11 protein-coding genes are annotated in these 17482 nt (G+C 40.7%); 4 read left to right on the top strand and 7 right to left on the bottom strand.

All coding sequences use genetic code 11. The features are described from left to right. Window positions 1-805: 805 nt before the first annotated feature. The 3 genes from Q0954_RS01120 to Q0954_RS01110 all read left to right on the top strand — a co-directional run bounded on the left by Q0954_RS01120 (window position 806) and on the right by Q0954_RS01110 (window position 3978). A complete protein-coding gene (locus Q0954_RS01120) occupies window positions 806-1996 on the top strand; it encodes a TlpA disulfide reductase family protein (protein ID WP_299452537.1) in 1191 nt (396 codons plus the stop codon). Window positions 1997-2607: 611 nt separating this feature from the next. Further along, on the top strand, window positions 2608-3495 hold the full coding sequence (locus tag Q0954_RS01115; RefSeq protein WP_299452533.1) for a leucine-rich repeat domain-containing protein: 888 nt from the start codon (window positions 2608-2610) through the stop codon (window positions 3493-3495). A gap of 12 nt (window positions 3496-3507) precedes the next feature. Further along, entirely contained in the window at window positions 3508-3978 is a 471-nt protein-coding gene (locus Q0954_RS01110) for a nuclear transport factor 2 family protein (protein ID WP_299452531.1), read from the top strand. Window positions 3979-3983: 5 nt separating this feature from the next. On the opposite strand, the gene Q0954_RS01105 is transcribed toward Q0954_RS01110, so the two are convergent. The 4 genes from Q0954_RS01105 to miaA all read right to left on the bottom strand — a co-directional run bounded on the left by Q0954_RS01105 (window position 3984) and on the right by miaA (window position 9673). Continuing rightward, window positions 3984-4928, bottom strand: a complete 945-nt coding sequence (locus tag Q0954_RS01105) for a leucine-rich repeat domain-containing protein (protein WP_299452529.1) — start codon at window positions 4926-4928, stop codon at window positions 3984-3986. A gap of 146 nt (window positions 4929-5074) precedes the next feature. After that, a complete protein-coding gene (locus Q0954_RS01100; protein WP_299452718.1) occupies window positions 5075-7114 on the bottom strand; it encodes a M3 family metallopeptidase in 2040 nt (679 codons plus the stop codon). A gap of 408 nt (window positions 7115-7522) precedes the next feature. Next, window positions 7523-8695: an ArsA family ATPase gene (locus Q0954_RS01095; RefSeq protein ID WP_299452528.1), complete on the bottom strand. Its 1173-nt coding sequence runs from the start codon at window positions 8693-8695 to the stop codon at window positions 7523-7525. Between the two features lie 63 nt (window positions 8696-8758). After that, on the bottom strand, window positions 8759-9673 hold the full coding sequence (miaA, locus tag Q0954_RS01090) for a tRNA (adenosine(37)-N6)-dimethylallyltransferase MiaA (protein ID WP_299452527.1): 915 nt from the start codon (window positions 9671-9673) through the stop codon (window positions 8759-8761). 376 nt (window positions 9674-10049) lie between these two features. Between miaA and Q0954_RS01085 the strand changes: the two genes are divergently transcribed. Beyond that, window positions 10050-14159 carry a PAS domain S-box protein gene (locus Q0954_RS01085; protein WP_299452526.1) on the top strand — a complete coding sequence of 1370 codons (4110 nt, stop codon included), beginning with the start codon at window positions 10050-10052 and terminating at the stop codon, window positions 14157-14159. Between the two features lie 128 nt (window positions 14160-14287). On the opposite strand, the gene atpG is transcribed toward Q0954_RS01085, so the two are convergent. The 3 genes from atpG to atpH form a co-directional block, all read right to left on the bottom strand. After that, entirely contained in the window at window positions 14288-15220 is a 933-nt protein-coding gene (gene atpG / locus Q0954_RS01080) for an ATP synthase F1 subunit gamma (RefSeq protein WP_299452525.1), read from the bottom strand. A 69-nt stretch (window positions 15221-15289) separates the two neighbouring features. Beyond that, on the bottom strand, window positions 15290-16888 hold the full coding sequence (gene atpA, locus Q0954_RS01075; RefSeq protein WP_299452524.1) for a F0F1 ATP synthase subunit alpha: 1599 nt from the start codon (window positions 16886-16888) through the stop codon (window positions 15290-15292). A gap of 24 nt (window positions 16889-16912) precedes the next feature. Further along, complete coding sequence (gene atpH / locus Q0954_RS01070) at window positions 16913-17452, bottom strand: ATP synthase F1 subunit delta (RefSeq protein ID WP_299452522.1); 540 nt, start codon at window positions 17450-17452, stop codon at window positions 16913-16915. Window positions 17453-17482 lie beyond the last annotated feature (30 nt).

Here is a 17482-nt window from a genome sequence, read left to right as displayed (position 1 = left end):
GCCTGTCCTACTGGATATTGCCGTGCCTCGTCTAGCAACAAAATATTTTAGCGTTACTATAGAAATTTATTTTTACACCATTCCTTAGGAATTGTTCAAAAATAAATTTACACTCTGAGGGGTGATTTTTCGCCTTGATACTTCGTTATTTTTATTGCCCGTAGCGCTGCTATGGGCGCAAAAAATAGCCTCGTCTCAAAACAAAACCTCTACCTCAAGAATGGTAATTTAATTTCTCACCATTCCTTAGCTTTACCAGACACACTTTGTAAAAACTTATTTTGTAAGAAACTGGCATAGTGCCATACAGTTCGTTGCCTTGACCAACCAAAGTACCTTTTACTATAGCACTTTTTTTATAGACTATTCACCCCTTAACACTAGTTTAACAGGGATTTTCTCCCCTAAAAGAATTCTTATTGCCGATATATTGTTTACTTTACCACAAGAACTCCTCTCGGCTTTTAATAGTGCGCTACAAACTGTTCATTTTGTCTATTGACTTAAAGATTTTTTAACTAAAGTAGGGAGCACTTCATAGCAAAGCTTCCCGAAAATATCGGATTTGCAACGCTGCTTCTTTTTGCTAAATCCCGGTCTGCCAGAAAATCTTTTCGTCACTCAACAAAAGCAATTATTTTTGCAAACATTCAAAAAATAGAGGTGAGTTTTAAGGTTCAGTACTCAATCATTCATTATGAAAAAGATATTACCACAATTTTTACTGACGTTGTACACGTTTTTACTCCTGTTTTTTGTGAGTGCCTGCAAACAACCGACTTCAGAAAACAAACAAACTCAAAAAATGCCTCTACTTGCCTCTGGTATGTGGCGTGCTACTATACAAACTCCGGGGGGCAAATTGCCCTTCCAGCTAGACGTCAAAAAAAACGAGGAAAACCAACAATATACTGCCCATATCATCAATGGCGAAGAACGCATTTTGCTTGATGAATTTGAGTTTGTCAAACCTGATTCGGTCAAGGTTACTTTGCACGTGTTTGATGCTTACCTTACGGGTAAAATCATTGATGGAAAGTACATCAAGGGTTTATGGATAAAAAACGGACTCAAAAAGCCTTATGAAGTAGCATTTGAAGCTGAACACGGTAAAAACTACCGTTTTGCTCCTGTGACTGATGCCAATCAACCATTAGTTGACTTTAATGGTAGGTGGCAGGTAGAGTTTACCAAAAAAGATGGGAGCACATATCCAGCTATAGGTATTTTCAAACAACAAAAACGCAAGGTAACGGGTACTTTTATGACTACTACTGGTGACTACCGTTATCTTGAGGGGCAAGTAAACCAAGCTGGTATGCTACAAATTAGTGCCTTTGATGGCAATCATGCGTTTTTGTTTCAAGCCACCCAACAAGGCGACAGCCTCAAGGGGCAGTTTTGGCACGGTAAAAGTGTATACGAAAGTTGGACAGGGATAAAAAACGCCCAAGCTAAATTGCCTGACGCCAACAAGCTTACTTATCTAAAACCTGGTCACGACAAGCTTGCGTTTAGTTTTCCTGATATGTCGGGCAAAAAAGTATCGTTAAATGACCCAAAATTTAAAAATAAGGTGGTGTTGGTGCAAGTATTTGGCACTTGGTGCCCCAATTGTTTGGATGAAACGGCTTTTTTAGCTCCCTGGTACGACAAAAATAAAAGTCGTGGAGTAGAAATTATTGGTTTGGCTTATGAACGCAGCCCTGAGTTTGCGAAAGCTAAAAAACGCATTGAGAAGATGATTAAGCGGTATAATATAGGGTATGACTTTTTATTTGCGGGGCATAATGATAAAAAAGAAGCAGCGAAAACATTGCCAATGCTCAATCATATTTTATCTTTTCCTACCACCATCTTTATTGATCGTCAGGGCAAGGTGCGTAAAATACACACAGGGTTTAACGGCCCCGGAACAGGCAAATATTATGAGGATTTTAAAAGAGATTTTAAACAAACAATGGATGAGTTAATCGCTGAAGGGAAAAGTCAATAATTATTATACTAAGGAACGGTGTCAAAATAAATACGCATTCTTAACCTCATCTTTTGTTGCTATACTTTGTTAAAAAATAGCCGAATAGCGCTGCTATTAGCCGACCATCCCTCAAGCTCGCTCAACATCCACTGGATATTGCCGTGCCGCGTCTAGCTTCAAAATATTTTGTAAACTATAGAAATTTATTTTTTCACCATTCCTAAGTAACTGACTAAAAAGCACCTACAAAAAAAACACACCCCAAAAACAATGATTTTTGGGGTGTGCAGGTGCTTGCTTTTTATGGAAAAATTAAACTTTTTAGAATGTCTAATTTTATTTATAAGGTAAATCAACTATGCTCTTGTCTATGTATACCGTGTATGTGAGTATAAGGTCAATCAGTTTAGACTAAACAACTTGATATTTCGATAAGTAGCACTATTTCAAGGTTAAACATAACGCCTATATTATGACTACTTTGTCATAAATCTCCTTGATAAAAATGAAAACTTTAGAATATAGTAGGGTTTTTGTATATTAACTTTTAAGAATAAGCTAAAGCAAGTCATATCAATGTATGCTTATTCAACTAATATTGAGATTTACTACTTTTTAGGGCTTTTGCCATGGCTAATAATCAACATCTGGACAACTCGTCTGAAGAGCACTTTCAGACCATACTTGACTTACTCGAAACACTGGACAAAAGCAATATCATTGGTGCGTTTCAACTCTCCGAAAACACCCCTAATCTTTCCATTGATATCCTTTCTTACCTTTTTGCTATCTCACTTTTTTTTCCTGACGATTTTGTGAATGAACAGTCCAGATTAATTGTTGAAAACAGCCTGGCTTCAAGCTCTGATGTGTATGCGCTTAGCTATAACTTTGACCTGGAGTACCATTTGGACAATGAGTCAAAGCTTTCTGATTTTTTGACTGAACTACACTTTGAGTTTAACCTTAACTCTTCTATTGTAGGCAATACTGCCTTGCGGTTATTGAATACAGGTTGGATGTTTTGCCTCCAGCAACAAACCGCCAGTGCCGACCAACTACAGGATTGGATTCATAATCGGGAGCTTTCGCTTGACAACCTCGACATTGAGGAAGTACCTGCTGCAGTGGGTGGACTTACTAATTTAAATTTTCTATTTCTTGAGCTCAATCAATTAAGAGCCTTGCCAGACGAGATTAGCAACCTTAAATATTTAAAACGTTTGTACCTCAATGATAATTTTTTCAGTGAGTTTCCTGAGTGTATATGCCAACTAGAATATTTGCGCGAATTGCGATTAGAGCATAACAAGATAGAAACCGTTACTCCTTTGATAGGTCTCATGACCAATCTTGAGGTGCTGCATCTGAGCTACAATCGTTTGACAACCTTGCCTCCCGAAATTGGTCAATTAAAAAAACTACGACGGGTATGGCTGGTAGGAAACCATTTTTCAGGGGCTGAAAAGGTAAAAGTAAGAAAATTGTTTTCTTCCTCTACAATGATAGAAATTTAAACTACTGCTTCTATGAACAATTTTAAGTCAATTACAGGTTTGATCGTTGCCACTCTTTTGTATACCTTGCCACTACAAGCACAACGCGCTACCCAAGCTATACAAGAAGTAACCCAAGCCATCGAAGTGTTTAACCAAGCATTTTTAACTGCTGATGTAATTTTCTTAGACCAGCACCTTACTGAAGAGTACATTCACTCAAACAGTGGCAGTGCCTTGATTGACAAAAAAGGGTGGCTCAATTACATCAAAAAACGACATACCCAACTCAAATCAGGAAAACTAAAGGTGCATACTTACCACATGACCGAACTCACAGTGAAAGCATACGGTAATAGTGCCATTGCCAATTGCTTGATTACTTCGAGTGGTGTTTTTCGCGCTAAAAAATTTAAATCTATCATCCGTGTAACGCAAATGTGGGTCAAAGAAAAAAACGTGTGGAAACGTGCCGCTTTTCATGACTCGAAGCTCAGTAAATAGTCTGGTCAAAACTTTAATATGATGCCAGCAAACTGTCTGGTGAGTTTCTCTTGATGAAGGGGTGCTATGGGGTTGTTCTTCAGATGAATTGCTTTTAAGCTAGGCATTCGCCGGATTATTTTAGGTAAACTGGTTAGCTGATTGCTGTGCAAATACAAATACTGCAGTTTGGTCAACTGCACAATTTCTTCTGGTATTTCGCTCAGTTGGTTATCATACAAATTAAGCTCGGTTAAATTCGTTAGTGCCAACAACTGCTTGGGGAAAACCTTGAACTGATTGCCTCCTAAATACAATTTTTCAATTTTTTTTAAGTTTTCAAAACCATCTGGTAAACCCTGCAATTGGTTATGAAACAAGCTCACCCTTTGTAACAACCCAAGTTCACTTATTTCTGGCGGTAGGCGGTGCAATTTATTGTACTTCAGGTTCAACGATTTGAGTTTTTGCCATTGGGCTATTTGTGGGGGCAACTCGGTCAAACGACAATAAGTAATAGATATTTCGATGAGGTTGCGCAACTGCCCTATTTCTTTGGGTAGCTCAAACAATTGTGAAGTAAGTACAGCCAACGCCTTAAGTTGGGTCAATAAACCTATTTCGGGAGGCAGTGTCAATACCTCGTTACGGTATTGGTTGATCATGAGGCGCTCAAGGCTCGCAAAATGCTGTAAACCAATAAAACTTTCTCTTAAGGGTAGGTTATAATGTTTTAGATAAGGGTTAAAATTCCATTCGCGTAAATGAGGAAAAGCCTCCACCAAGCCATACCGCACGCACATAGCTTTTTTTCGAAGGGTATCACTCTCTATTTGCATAAAGTACTCAAGCGCCTTGGGCAAGCCTCTGCCTTGGATAATTTGCTCGGCAAGTACTTGATTTTCTGGTTGCCCATTGCAAATGAGTTTTACAAGATTAAGCACTTCTTCGGGCGTATAGTGACCAGGCATTTGTGATTGTTTATGCTATTAAAACTAAAAAAGGACTGTCTCATAATAATTTCAACTAAAATATTATTTTGAATATTAACCCATATCTGCCAGGTATAATACACCTTGAGTTATGAGACAGCCCCTTAAAATTTCATTACTTTTAGTTACTTACTTTCGATCAAACCAGCACGACGCAACAAAGCTTCTGGTGAAGGCTCTTTGCCTCTGAAACGTTTGTACAACACCATAGGATGCTCGCTGCCACCTTTTGCTAAAATATTGTCTTTGAAAGACTGGGCAGTTTTGGAGTCAAAAATTCCGTTTTCCTGAAAATACTCATAAGCATCAGCGTCTAATACTTCTGCCCATTTGTAACTATAGTAACCCGCCGAATAGCCTCCGGCAAAAATATGACTAAAACCACAGCTCATGCTATTGTTTTCTTTGCTTTCGGGAAACAAACGTGTCTCCTCTCCTACCTCACGCTCAAACGCTGCTATATCACCCACATTGCGGGGATCTTGAGCATGCCACGCCATATCTAACCTGCCAAAACTAATCTGGCGAACGGTTTGGTATCCTTGCATGTAGTTTGCACTGTCTTTGATGCGTTGAATCAGGTCAGCAGGAATACTTTCCCCGGTTTTGTAATGACGGGCAAAAATGTCCAAGGTTTCTTTTTCAAACACCCAGTTTTCCATAATCTGCGAAGGTAGCTCCACAAAATCCCAATACACATGGGTGCCACTCAGACTTTCATAATTACCACTTGCCAACATCCCATGCAAAGCGTGCCCAAACTCATGGAAAAAGGTCAGTACCTCGTTGAAAGTAAGTAAAGATGGGCGGGTTTCGGTGGGTTTGGTAAAGTTGCACACAATAGACACGTGGGGGCGTTGTTCTACCCCATTGACTACTTTTTGCCCTCTAAAGCTGGTCATCCAGGCACCATTGCGTTTACCTTCTCTTGGAAAAAAATCAGCATAAAATACAGATACATGGCGCCCCTCCTCATCTTCTACCTCATACGCCTTTACCTCTGAATGATACACTGGAATGTCGGCATTGGCTTTAAAGTTTAAGCCATATAGTTTTTTTGCTACCGCAAAAATGCCCTCAATCACCTTATCCAACTCAAAATAAGGTTTGAGCATTTCGTCGTCAATGTTAAACTTCTCTTTCTTGAGTTTCTCAGAATAGTAGGCATAATCCCAACGCTGCATTTCCTCTATGCCATCCAGTTTTTTGGCATAAGCCGCCAACTCTTGCATTTCTTTGTCAGCTGCGGGTTTGGCATGCTTGAGCAAGTCATTCAAGAAGTTTTCTACCGCCTTGGGAGTACTTGCCATGCGTTGCTCCAGCACAAAATCGGCGTGGGTAGCATACCCCAATAAGTTGGCTCTTTCATAGCGTAGGAGCGCAAAGTCTTTTACTATTTTTTGGTTATCATTGTCATTGCCCTGGCACCCTCTTTTGGCGTAAGCCTTGGCAAGTTTTTCACGCAATTCACGCTTGCTGGCATAGGTCATAAAGGGCACATAACTTGGGTATTGTAAGGTAAATACCCATCCTTCTTTTTCCATTTGCTTCGCTGTCATTGCAGCCGCCTCACGCACTTGGTCTGGCAAACCTTCAAGGTCGTCCTCATTGGTCAGGTGCATGGTATACGCATTGGTATCTGCCAACACATTTTGCCCAAACTGTACTGAAAGCTTCGACAACGCTACATCTATTTCTCTTAGCTTTTGCTTATCTGTATCGTTTAAGTTTGCTCCATTACGCACAAAGCTCTTGTAAGTTTTGTCTAACAAAGTAGCTTGCTCTGCCGATAGGCTCAAGGTTTCTTTTTGTTCGTATACTGCTTTGATTCGGGCAAACAGAGTCTCATCCAACAAGATGTCGTTGCCATACTCAGTAATCATTGGAAAAATATCTTTTGCCAACTCCTGAATCTCTGGGCTGGTTTCGGCGCTATTGAGGTTCGACAACACTCCTGCTACAATATTCACTTTAGCCCCGGCACGCTCCAGGGCTTCTATAGTATTAGCAAAAGTGGGAGCCTCTGCGTTGCCAGTAATGGCTTTTACTTCGGCTTTGCCTTCTGCCATGGCTGCTTCTATGGCAGGTTTAAAATGCGCTGTTTTGATTTTATCAAAAGGCACCGTTTCAAAAGGTGTATCAAATTTCTCTAAAAAAGGATTCATAGACATCTATAATATCAATTTATGTTTTTGTCAGTGTTATAAAATTCAAGATAAGAATTTCTTGTAAGCTAGTCAAAAGTTGTAGTAATGCTATACAGCAGGTAAAACCTCCTTCTCAATATTGAAGATAAGTGTATTGGCAAGCTACATTTTTATCTTTTTAATACGCTCAAATGCTATCAGAATTAGGATATAGTAATGTATACCTAGCACCGAAGGCTAATAAAGCATAAACCAAGGCGATGATATTGTTTTTATTACTTATTGCTTGAAACTAATAATTTGCAACTACGGTTTTTATAAGTTGCTAAAAATCAACTTGATATAAAAGTGTAGTTACCTGTAGAACAGGATGTAACTTGCGACTTGTCGCTTGAAGCTTGCCCCTATGGGGCTTTCAACTACTTATTATCCCACTTTCTTTTTGTAGAAAACCACCAGCCAACCATCGTTGATGGTGTGTTTTTCCATCGTATAAAAGCTTAGAAAATTAGGCACGAAAAAATTGCGTCGTTGGTTGCCTAATTGTATGATAAGCTCTTGTCCTACGCTGGTTACGCTCAAATCTTCGCTGTCTTCTTCTACAAAAGGTAAGTGGATTTTTAACAAGTAACGACTGCCATTTTCAATGATTTGAAAAGGAGACTCATTGTACAATGGCTTGGAAGGATCGCTGTCTGGATAAAGCAATGTAGCAATGGTTTTGAGCAAATCAATTCCAAAAACTTCTTCCCCCAAATGTTTTACCTGGGCAATAGGCAACGGGTCAAAGCTTTCTTCTATAGTTTGTAAATACTTCTTTTGGCTCTGGATGTATTTATGAAAAACCGAATTGGCTTCCATTTCTGGAAAGATACGATTAATCACCACTGAGTCTACCGGATACCCATACATTTGCAAATAAGTATAAGCACGCTTGGCTTCTTTGATGACCATTCGTTCGGGGTTTACCACCAAACGAATAGAGCATATTTCTGGGTTACTCATAAGCTTTTGAACCTTTTGCAACTTATTAAAAAGCTCATCCAGTTCTTCATAGCCCTTGTCTAGTGGAATCCCTGTAAACCCACGTACCATAGATCCTACCGCCTTAACAGCATACTTCTGAAAAGGAAACGCCTTGCTCAACCACCACTGGCTTACCTGCGGAATGGTAAGTAAAGTAAGGGTTTCGCCAGTAGGCGCACTGTCAATAATTACCACATCGAAGGCCTTTTCTTCGTAATACTTGTCTATCCACAAAAAAGCAGAGGCTTCTTCCATACCAGGCAATGCCGACATTTCTTCTGCCACTACCCGGTTTACCCCTTGTAGCTTAAAAATAGCCAACAACATCTCGCGCATTTGCCCCCAGTATTTTTTCATAGAGTAATATACATCTAGCTCCTGCCCATAGAGGTTTTCTCGAATAAGGGTAGGCTCAGGCTGTAGTTTTACATCCAGGGCATCGGAAAGGCTGTGCGCCGGATCGGTAGAGATTACCAGGGTTTTATAGCCCATTTCGGCAGTTTTTACGGCAGTGGCGGCGGCTATAGTTGTTTTGCCTACCCCACCTTTTCCAGTATAAAGTAGTATGCGCATATTATTCTCATATTTGCAAGTAAGATATCACCTGTTTAACATTCTTCGCACCCTATTTGTTTGTCAGTCGCTCATTCGTCTATCTACCCAATCTATGATTGTATCAATTTTTTGGGGCGAAAACCAATGGATTTCTTCGTCTCGCCTAAACCACGTCATTTGCCGCTTGGCATATCTACGACTGTTGCGCTTAAGCAAACGCACCGCCTCCTCCCAATCGTGCTTGCCATCCATATAGTCAAATACCTCTTTATACCCCACTGTTTGTAATGCATTGTGGTTTTTGTAAGGGTACAAAGCTTTTACCTCCTCTAACAGCCCTTGCTCCAGCATCAAATCCATGCGCAAATTAATGCGCTCGTACAGCTCTTCCCGGTCACGCTCCAACCCTATTTTTAAAATATTAAAAGGCCGCTGTACTTTGTTTTTTTTACGAAACGAAGAATAAGGTTGCCCTGTGCTCAAACACACCTCCAAAGCACGTACCACCCTATGGGGGTTGGCTTGGTCTACTTGTTGGTAATACACCGGATCTAGCTGTTCCAATTGCTGCAACAAAGGCTCAAGCCCTCCTTGCTGGAGTCTCTCCATCAACTGGGCACGAATTTCGGGAGCTACTTCAGGCATTTCGTCTATTCCATCGCACGCTGCCTGTATATACAAGCCCGACCCACCTGTAAGGATAGCTACCTGCTTACGGGCAAAAATATCCTCCAGGCAAACCAAGGCATCTTTCTCATAATCTCCCACATTATAATCATCCATAATAGACTGAGAATCGATCAGGTGATGAGGAGCTTGCGCTAGTTCTTCGGGGGTTGGCTTGGCGGTTCCTATAGCCATTTCACGGTAAAATTGTCGAGAGTCGGCAGATACTATCTCAGTGTCGAAATGTTGTGCTAAACGAATACACAAGGTTGTTTTGCCCACTGCCGTAGGTCCTACCACTACCAGCAAGTATTTGTTGAGATTGGTCAATTGTAGCTTATTTTGTAATGATTTAACTATATTTGAGTAATATCAAAAGTCCATAGCAATAACAGGTTCAAGCTTTAAGCAACAAGCTTCGAGTTAGTCCCTGCTCCACAGGCAACTAACAAGTTGATAACTTAAAGTATTTTAAGTATTTATAATTTTGTTAATTAAAAGTCCCTGACAAGGGTAGGCTTCAAACTTACACCTACCAACACTATGGGCTACTGTAATATCAAAGATTAAAGAATAGAAGGCAATCAATTCGCCGTATTTTTTCTGTGAACTTATCTTGGATTTTATCGGGTACACAGCATTGTAATGCTTTTGCCTCTACAAGACGAGTTCTGTTTGTGTGTCTCTATCTATACCCCAAACTCTGATGAATCAAGATAATAAACCAGTCACCGAAGGTTTGATGCAGGAAATTGCACAACTTCGTCAGGAGCTCAACCAACTTAAACGCAATGGAACTCCATCGCCCGATCATAGTTTTTACAAGGAAATGTTTAACTCAACCATTGACAGCATTTTTATTTGTGATGACGACGGGATGATTATTGACGTAAACGAAACTACCCTGCATACCCACCAATGCCAACGCGAAGATATTGTAAATAAGAGTGTCAAGGCATTTTGCGATCGTTACCAATACGATTTTGAGGCGATTCAGCAGGGCATTCAAGACGCTTGGGAACAAGGTACGGGTAAAGTAGACTTACAGGTTTTGAACCGACACAACCAATTGATTTTGCGTGAATTGGTGCTCAAAAAAATGATGTATGTATCTCAACAAGAGGTAGTAGTGGCTTTTGGCAAAGCTTTGTATCAATCACAAATCTCTCAAAAAATTATCAGTGAAAGTGAGTCTCAGTTTCGCACCATCGCCAACCACGCCCCAGTGTTGTTGCGTATGTCGAACCCCCAACACCAGTTTTATTTTTTCAGCAAACAATGGCTTGAGTTTACAGGCAAAACCGTAGAAGAAGAAATCAACGAAGGTTGGCTCAAAAATGTGCACCCTACTGACTATGAGGGGGTAAAAAATCATTTGTTGAAGTCGTTTGAAAAACAAAAAAAATACGAGGTAGTATATCGTTTGCTCCGCCACACCGGACAATACCGCTGGATTGTAGAAAAGGGGGTGCCTTACCTCGACGCACGCAACCACTTCAGGGGATACATCGCGTCAGCGGTAGATATTACAGAACAAAAAATGGCAGAAGAAGAAGCCAAACGTATCCAACTGATCAAGGAGACTAAGACTCGGTTTCAGGAAGCTTTGGAAGGGGTAAACCTGATGGGGATTAGTGTAACCACTGATGGTACAGTGACGATGTGCAATAACTACTGGCAAAAAGTAACGGGGTATGCTAAAGAGGAAATTGTAGGCAAAAATTACTTTGACCTGTTTGTGCAGGAAAGCGAGCGCCCCGAACGATGGAATGAATTTGACAAGACCCTGCAAAACGGGGGTTTTTGGGAAACCTCAGAACGTACCATTCTTACCAAAACTGGTGATGTACGCTATATTCAGTTTAACTCGGTAATACTGAACAATGAAAAAGGAGAACTGGGTGGTTTGACTAAGGTGGGTAAAGACATTACTGAAAACCGCAAAGTAATGAAAGCCCTCAAACAAAGTAATGAGGCGTTGCAGGACTTGTTTGACAATTCTAACGACTTAATTTTTATTTGCTCTATGCGGGGTAAGTTTTTGTTTGTTAACAAGACTTTCAAGAAAAAAACCGGGTATACCAATAAGGAGCTTAAAAAGATGAATATTCTTGATTTACTCCATCAAGACACCAAAAAATCTACCCTTAGCACAGTCAAAAGCATTATACAGGGCGAAACAGTATATAATTTTATCACCATTTTGTCGCACAAAGAAGGGGGTAATTTATATTTAGAAGGCAGCGTTACTTGTCGTTTCGAAGAGGGCAAGCCTACCGCCATGCGAGGTATATTACACGATACCACAGATAAGATACGCGCCGAAAAAGCCCAAACGCTGTACTACAGTATTGCTAACCTGACAGTGCGCAGTAAAAATATGAACCAGTTTTACCAAAGCATTCACCGGGAACTGGGCAATGTGATTCAAGCCAAAAACTTTTATATCAAACTGTATGACTCTGACCATCGCCAAATGAGTTATCACTATTATGTAGATGAGGCTTTCGCCAGCGGAGGGTTAGAAATACGCCAAAACAAAACCGATAAAGGGCTGGCTGAGTATGTGGTGGAGTCTAAAAAAGCTTTGTTTCTTTATGAAGAAGAAATACAGGCATTGGCTGAGGCTGAAGGCTTGATTTTGTCGGGTCCTGCTCCTAAAATATGGATTGGGGTGCCGCTCAAGTTTGAAAATGAGGTAATAGGGTTAATTTCGGTCAAATCTTACCGCGATCGTAACATTTATACCATTAAAGACCTTGAATTGCTCGACTTTGTGTCAGGACAAATTGCACTGGCAATTCAGCGAAAGCGTAATGAAGCCAAGTTGAGTAGCAAAACGGCTCAACTTCAGGCTATTTTTGAGAGCAGTTCACACGTGATGTGGTCTATTAACCGTAATTGGAAGCTTACTTCGTTTAACCATAACTACGCCGAAACCCTGCAACGCCAGTATGGAGTATCGCCTACGCTCAACCGGGGGTTAATTCAATTGAGTGCCAAGCTACGTAAAACCAATAACTATAAGGTATGGCAACAAATGTATGAGAATGCGTTCAAGGGGGAAACTCAGTATTTTGAGATAGAATCGGAAACTCAAGATGGTGAAACCTGGTGGCGCGAAGTGTACCTGAACCCTATCAGGTTAGAAGATGGGCGGATAGAAGAAGTTTCGGCAATATCGCACGACATTACCCAAAAGAAATTGGTAGAGCAAGAGGTGATCAGGGCTAAAGAAATTGCTGAGAAATCGCTCAAAGTAAAAGAACGTTTTCTTGCCAATATGAGCCACGAGATACGCACGCCTATGAACGGAATTATAGGAATGATTGACCTCATGATGGATACTCCACTGGAAAACAAGCAGCAGGAATATATGTACACGATCAAAAAGTCGTCAGAAACCTTGCTCAATATTCTCAACGATATTTTGGACTTGTCGAAACTAGAAGCGGGTAAAATGGCGCTACACCCTAAGCCAATGGACATCCGCTTTATGGTAGAAAAGGTTTACACCTTATTTTTGCAACAAGCCAAAGCCAAAAACAATTTTTTGAGCTATCAGGTAGACCCTAAAATCCCTTATTTTTTGGAGGCTGACGAAACCCGTTTAATTCAGATTATATCTAACCTGATGTCGAACGCCATTAAATTTACCGAAGACGGACAAGTAGCCATCAAGTTTACGCTTGCCTCTAAGGGCGAACTGTCTGTACACTTATTGGTGGAGGTAACTGATAGCGGCTTGGGTATATCGCCCGAAGATCAAAACCGATTGTTTAGTACATTTACTCAACTCGACAACTCTTCGTCTAAGTCTTACTCTGGCACTGGGTTGGGGCTTGCCATTTCTAAGGAACTTTGTCGCCTGATGAATGGAGATATTGGGGTAATTTCGGAGATTGGGCACGGCAGTACTTTTTGGTTTACATTTGAGGCACAACCTACCGATGAAAAACCTGAGGGGTATTTAATGGATGATTGGGATTTTTCGTCTAAAGATCATTTTGGCGATTACCGCCCACGAATTCTTATTGTTGATGACAACATCGTGAACCGTAAGGTAGCCAGTGAGATTCTAAACAATGCCGGGTGTGTTATTTCGCTTGCCGAAAGTGGTTATCAGGCATTAGATAAGGTACAGGCACACAGCTATGACCTCATTTTTATGGATATTCAAATGCCTGGTATGGATGGGGTAGAAACTACCCGCGCAATTAAAGGTTTGGGGATTGAACAGCTTCCTCCTATTGTTGCCATGACTGCCTACTCAATGAAAGAAGATCGAGAACGTTTTATGGAAGAAGGCCTGGACGACTACGTGTCTAAACCTGTCAAAGCCCAGACATTGATCCAAAAAGTGCAAGAGTATATTTTGGGTAAAAGTCATGTACCTCAACATTCGGCTACTCAACTACAAGAAAGTGAAACGATTACGCTAAAACCTGCTGATACAGAAGTAGACGCAGATGCACAACCCATGATTTTGGATATGTCGGTACTGGGACAACTCAAAAAATATGGTGGCAACGATTTGGTCATAGAGTCGCTGCAAGATTTTGAAAATGAAACCGATCAGTTACTCACTGATGCAATGGAGGCTTTTCAGCAAAGCGACTACGAACAGGTACGCAAACATTTGCACACCATCAAGGGTTCGGCAGGTACTTTAGGCATAGTACAAGTAGCCGAATTATCGGAAAGAATGGAAGACCAACTTAAGGCAAAGGATAGGACTGATCTGGAAACTAATTTGCAAAAACTACTGCAATACTTCCGCGATTTTCAGGCAAATTATCAGGAGTTGGTGAAATAGCAGAGACAAGCTTTAAGCAACAAGTTGCAAGTCCTTAGATGCCGATGCGACGAATTAAAAAAACAAAAAAATACCTGGCAGGTTGTAGCAACTTGCCAGGTATAAATATTTAGTAAACAATGCTCGTATTATGCGTTCAACGCTTCGGCACCACCTACAATCTCTAGGATTTCTTTGGTAATGGCCGCTTGACGAGACTTGTTATATGTCAGTTTCAATTCTTTTACTAATTCCTCAGCATTTTCTGTTGCCTGATCCATTGCTGCCATACGGGCACCGTGTTCAGCAGCGTTTGAGTCCAAAATACTACTATACAACTGAATCTTAAGGCTTTTAGGAATCAACTCTTCCATAATTTCTTCTTCCGAAGGTTCGAACAAGTAATCTACAGAACTACTGTTTTTTTCCTTGATCTCAGAAGAATCCTCTATACTGTCAGCCGAAATAGGTAAAAACTGCTTACAACGCACCGCTTGGGTAATCACATTGATAAATTCGTTGTATATAATCTCTACTCTGTCTATTTCGCCAGATTTAAACTGATCCAAAACCACCTCTGCGGTATCTTTGATATTGGCAAAGCTTAGGTTTTGAAATACTTCTACTCTTTCCAGTTCACCTTGAGCATTTCTCTTTTGAGGAAAAATGGTTTTGTACTCACGACGGGCCAAACCTTCGCTTGCTTTTTTACCAATAGTTAAAAAACTCAAGTTACCTTTAGCCAACTGGTCAGCGTATTTATCTTCAGCCAAAGCTACAGCAGCTTTGATAATATTACCGTTAAAAGCTCCACAAAGACCACGATCAGAAGTAATGGCAATGATCAATACTTTCTCTGGTGAGCGATCTTCCATGAACTCACTTGTAAGGTCTTCGCTGCTCATATTCCTGGACAGATTATCGATGATTCCCTTAAGCATAGAAGCATAAGGTCTCATTCCCTCAATCGCGTCCTGCGCACGGCGAAGTTTTGCCGCAGCTACCATCTTCATTGCCTTGGTAATCTGCTGGGTAGACTTTACCGTACTTATTCTGGTTCTGATTTCTTTTAAGTTTGCCATTGTCTTTTCAGAGGTTCATAGAATAAACAAGCCGCTTGCTGCAAACTGCAGTAAGCGGTTGTTAATCAATTATTTATATCTTTTAGCAATCATTTTGGCAGTTTCCTCAAGGGTATCGGTAATTTTTTTCCAATCATCTCCCTTAGGCTTGGTTTTCTTGTTACCCAAAGTTACCATCATTTCTTTATGGTTCAACTGCAATGACTGAAGATATTCTTTTTCAAACTCTTTTACCTTATCAGTAGGCACATCGTTCAACAAACCATTGGTAGAAGCATAAATAATGGCTACTTGCTCTTCTACTCTCACTGGCGAATATTGACCTTGTTTCAATACTTCCAGGTTTTTACGTCCTTTTTCAATGGTCAACTGAGTTGCTGCATCCAGGTCAGAACCAAACTTAGCAAACGCTTCCAGTTCACGGAATTGTGCTTGGTCTAGTTTCAAAGTACCCGCTACTTTTTTCATTGTTTTGATCTGAGCTGCACCACCCACACGAGATACTGAGATACCTACGTTAATGGCAGGGCGAATACCAGAGTTAAACAAGTTAGTTTCAAGGAATATCTGACCATCAGTAATAGAAATCACATTGGTAGGAATATAAGCAGAAACGTCACCTGCCTGCGTTTCAATGATAGGCAATGCAGTCAAAGAACCACCGCCTTTTACCTTACCTTTCAAAGATGGAGGCACATCGTTCATTTGTTGTGCAATGTCATCAGACTCACTTATTTTAGCGGCACGCTCTAGCAAACGACTGTGCAAGTAAAATACGTCACCAGGATAAGCTTCACGCCCTGGAGGACGACGTAGTAGCAAAGACACTTCACGGTATGCTACTGCTTGTTTAGACAAGTCATCATAGATTACCAACGCAGGGCGACCAGTGTCGCGGAAGTACTCACCAATAGCAGCACCAGTAAATGGAGCAAAGAACTGCATAGGAGCAGGGTCAGAAGCAGAAGCAGAAACCACAGTAGTATAGCTCATTGCACCAGCATCGGTCAATGCTTTTACTACTTGTGCTACAGTACTTGCTTTTTGCCCAATGGCAACATAAATACAGTAAACAGGTTCTCCCCTGTCATAAAATTCTTTTTGGTTGATAATGGTGTCAATCGCTACGGCTGTTTTACCAGTTTGGCGGTCACCAATGATCAATTCACGTTGACCACGACCAATAGGAATCATCGAGTCAATCGCTTTGATACCAGTTTGTAGAGGTTCATCTACAGGCTGACGATAAATAACACCAGGGGCTTTTCGTTCCAAGGGCATATCATAAAGCTCGCCTTCTATAGGTCGCTCTCTATCATCAATAGGATTGGCAAGTGTGTCTACTACACGACCAACAATGCCTTCACCTACTTTAATAGATGCAATCTCTTTGGTACGTTTTACGGTGTCGCCTTCTTTAATATCAGAAGAATCACCAAACAATACAACCCCAACGTTATCTTCTTCAAGGTTCAATACCAATCCACGTAGTCCGTTAGCAAACACTACTAATTCTCCCGCCTGAACTTTAGATAGTCCATACACGCGGGCAACACCGTCACCAATCTGCAATACGGTACCTACTTCTTCTAGTTCGGCCTCGGTTTGAAAGTTAGAAAGCTGTTCTCTTAGAATAGCAGAAACTTCATCGGGTCTAATTTGAGCCATAATTAGTATATTTAAAATCGCCTGTTAAGAACGAAAATCTTGTTTTATTTTTTGTAGTTGACTTTTGATAGAGTTATCTAATTGAGTATCGCCAATGCGAATGGTCATGCCTCCAATTAAGCTTTCATCGATTTCCTCTTCAATCTTAATTGTCTTACCAGTTTTTTGCGACAATGCCGCCCTCAACTCTTCTTTCAAAGGATCAGGAAGTGTAAGCGTGCTAGTGACGTATACTTCTTGAATATTTTTATAAATATTGAACTGCTCGCGAAATGCAACACTAATAGAATACAATACTTCTTCGCGGCTACGACGGGCAAGAATCTCAAAAAGAAGTATCATTACATCTGATACCTTACCTTCAAAGATAGCCTTCAATACTGCCAGCTTTTTGTGTGCACGAATAATAGGATTGTGCATGACGGCAAAAAACTGTCGGTTTTCTTCGTTCACTGTCTGGAAAAGCTCCATGTCTTTGTCCACTTGATCCAACGTACCTCTCTCGATGGCCAAATCCATGACAGCCTTGGCATATCGTTGTGCAATTCTGTTATCAGACACCATTATTAATAATTTTGATAGTTTCGCCTAAAA

The sequence above is a fragment of the uncultured Microscilla sp. genome, assembly GCF_947493425.1.
In the GTDB taxonomy this organism is placed as follows: Bacteria; Bacteroidota; Bacteroidia; order Cytophagales; family Microscillaceae; genus Microscilla.
The sequence above is the reverse complement of the archived record's forward strand: the minus strand, read 5'-3'. Positions and strand labels throughout refer to the sequence as shown.

What these genes read in the sequence shown, in the direction of transcription:
- Q0954_RS01120 (WP_299452537.1), top strand. Translation starts at nt 806, where the DNA reads ATGCCTCTACTTGCCTCTGGTATGTGGCGTGCTACTATACAAACTCCG.
- atpA (WP_299452524.1), bottom strand. Translation starts at nt 16,888, where the DNA reads ATGGCTCAAATTAGACCCGATGAAGTTTCTGCTATTCTAAGAGAACAG.
- Q0954_RS01085 (WP_299452526.1), top strand. Translation starts at nt 10,050, where the DNA reads ATGAATCAAGATAATAAACCAGTCACCGAAGGTTTGATGCAGGAAATT.
- Q0954_RS01115 (WP_299452533.1), top strand. Translation starts at nt 2,608, where the DNA reads ATGGCTAATAATCAACATCTGGACAACTCGTCTGAAGAGCACTTTCAG.
- atpG (WP_299452525.1), bottom strand. Translation starts at nt 15,220, where the DNA reads ATGGCAAACTTAAAAGAAATCAGAACCAGAATAAGTACGGTAAAGTCT.
- Q0954_RS01100 (WP_299452718.1), bottom strand. Translation starts at nt 7,114, where the DNA reads ATGAATCCTTTTTTAGAGAAATTTGATACACCTTTTGAAACGGTGCCT.
- Q0954_RS01105 (WP_299452529.1), bottom strand. Translation starts at nt 4,928, where the DNA reads ATGCCTGGTCACTATACGCCCGAAGAAGTGCTTAATCTTGTAAAACTC.
- Q0954_RS01095 (WP_299452528.1), bottom strand. Translation starts at nt 8,695, where the DNA reads ATGCGCATACTACTTTATACTGGAAAAGGTGGGGTAGGCAAAACAACT.
- atpH (WP_299452522.1), bottom strand. Translation starts at nt 17,452, where the DNA reads ATGGTGTCTGATAACAGAATTGCACAACGATATGCCAAGGCTGTCATG.
- Q0954_RS01110 (WP_299452531.1), top strand. Translation starts at nt 3,508, where the DNA reads ATGAACAATTTTAAGTCAATTACAGGTTTGATCGTTGCCACTCTTTTG.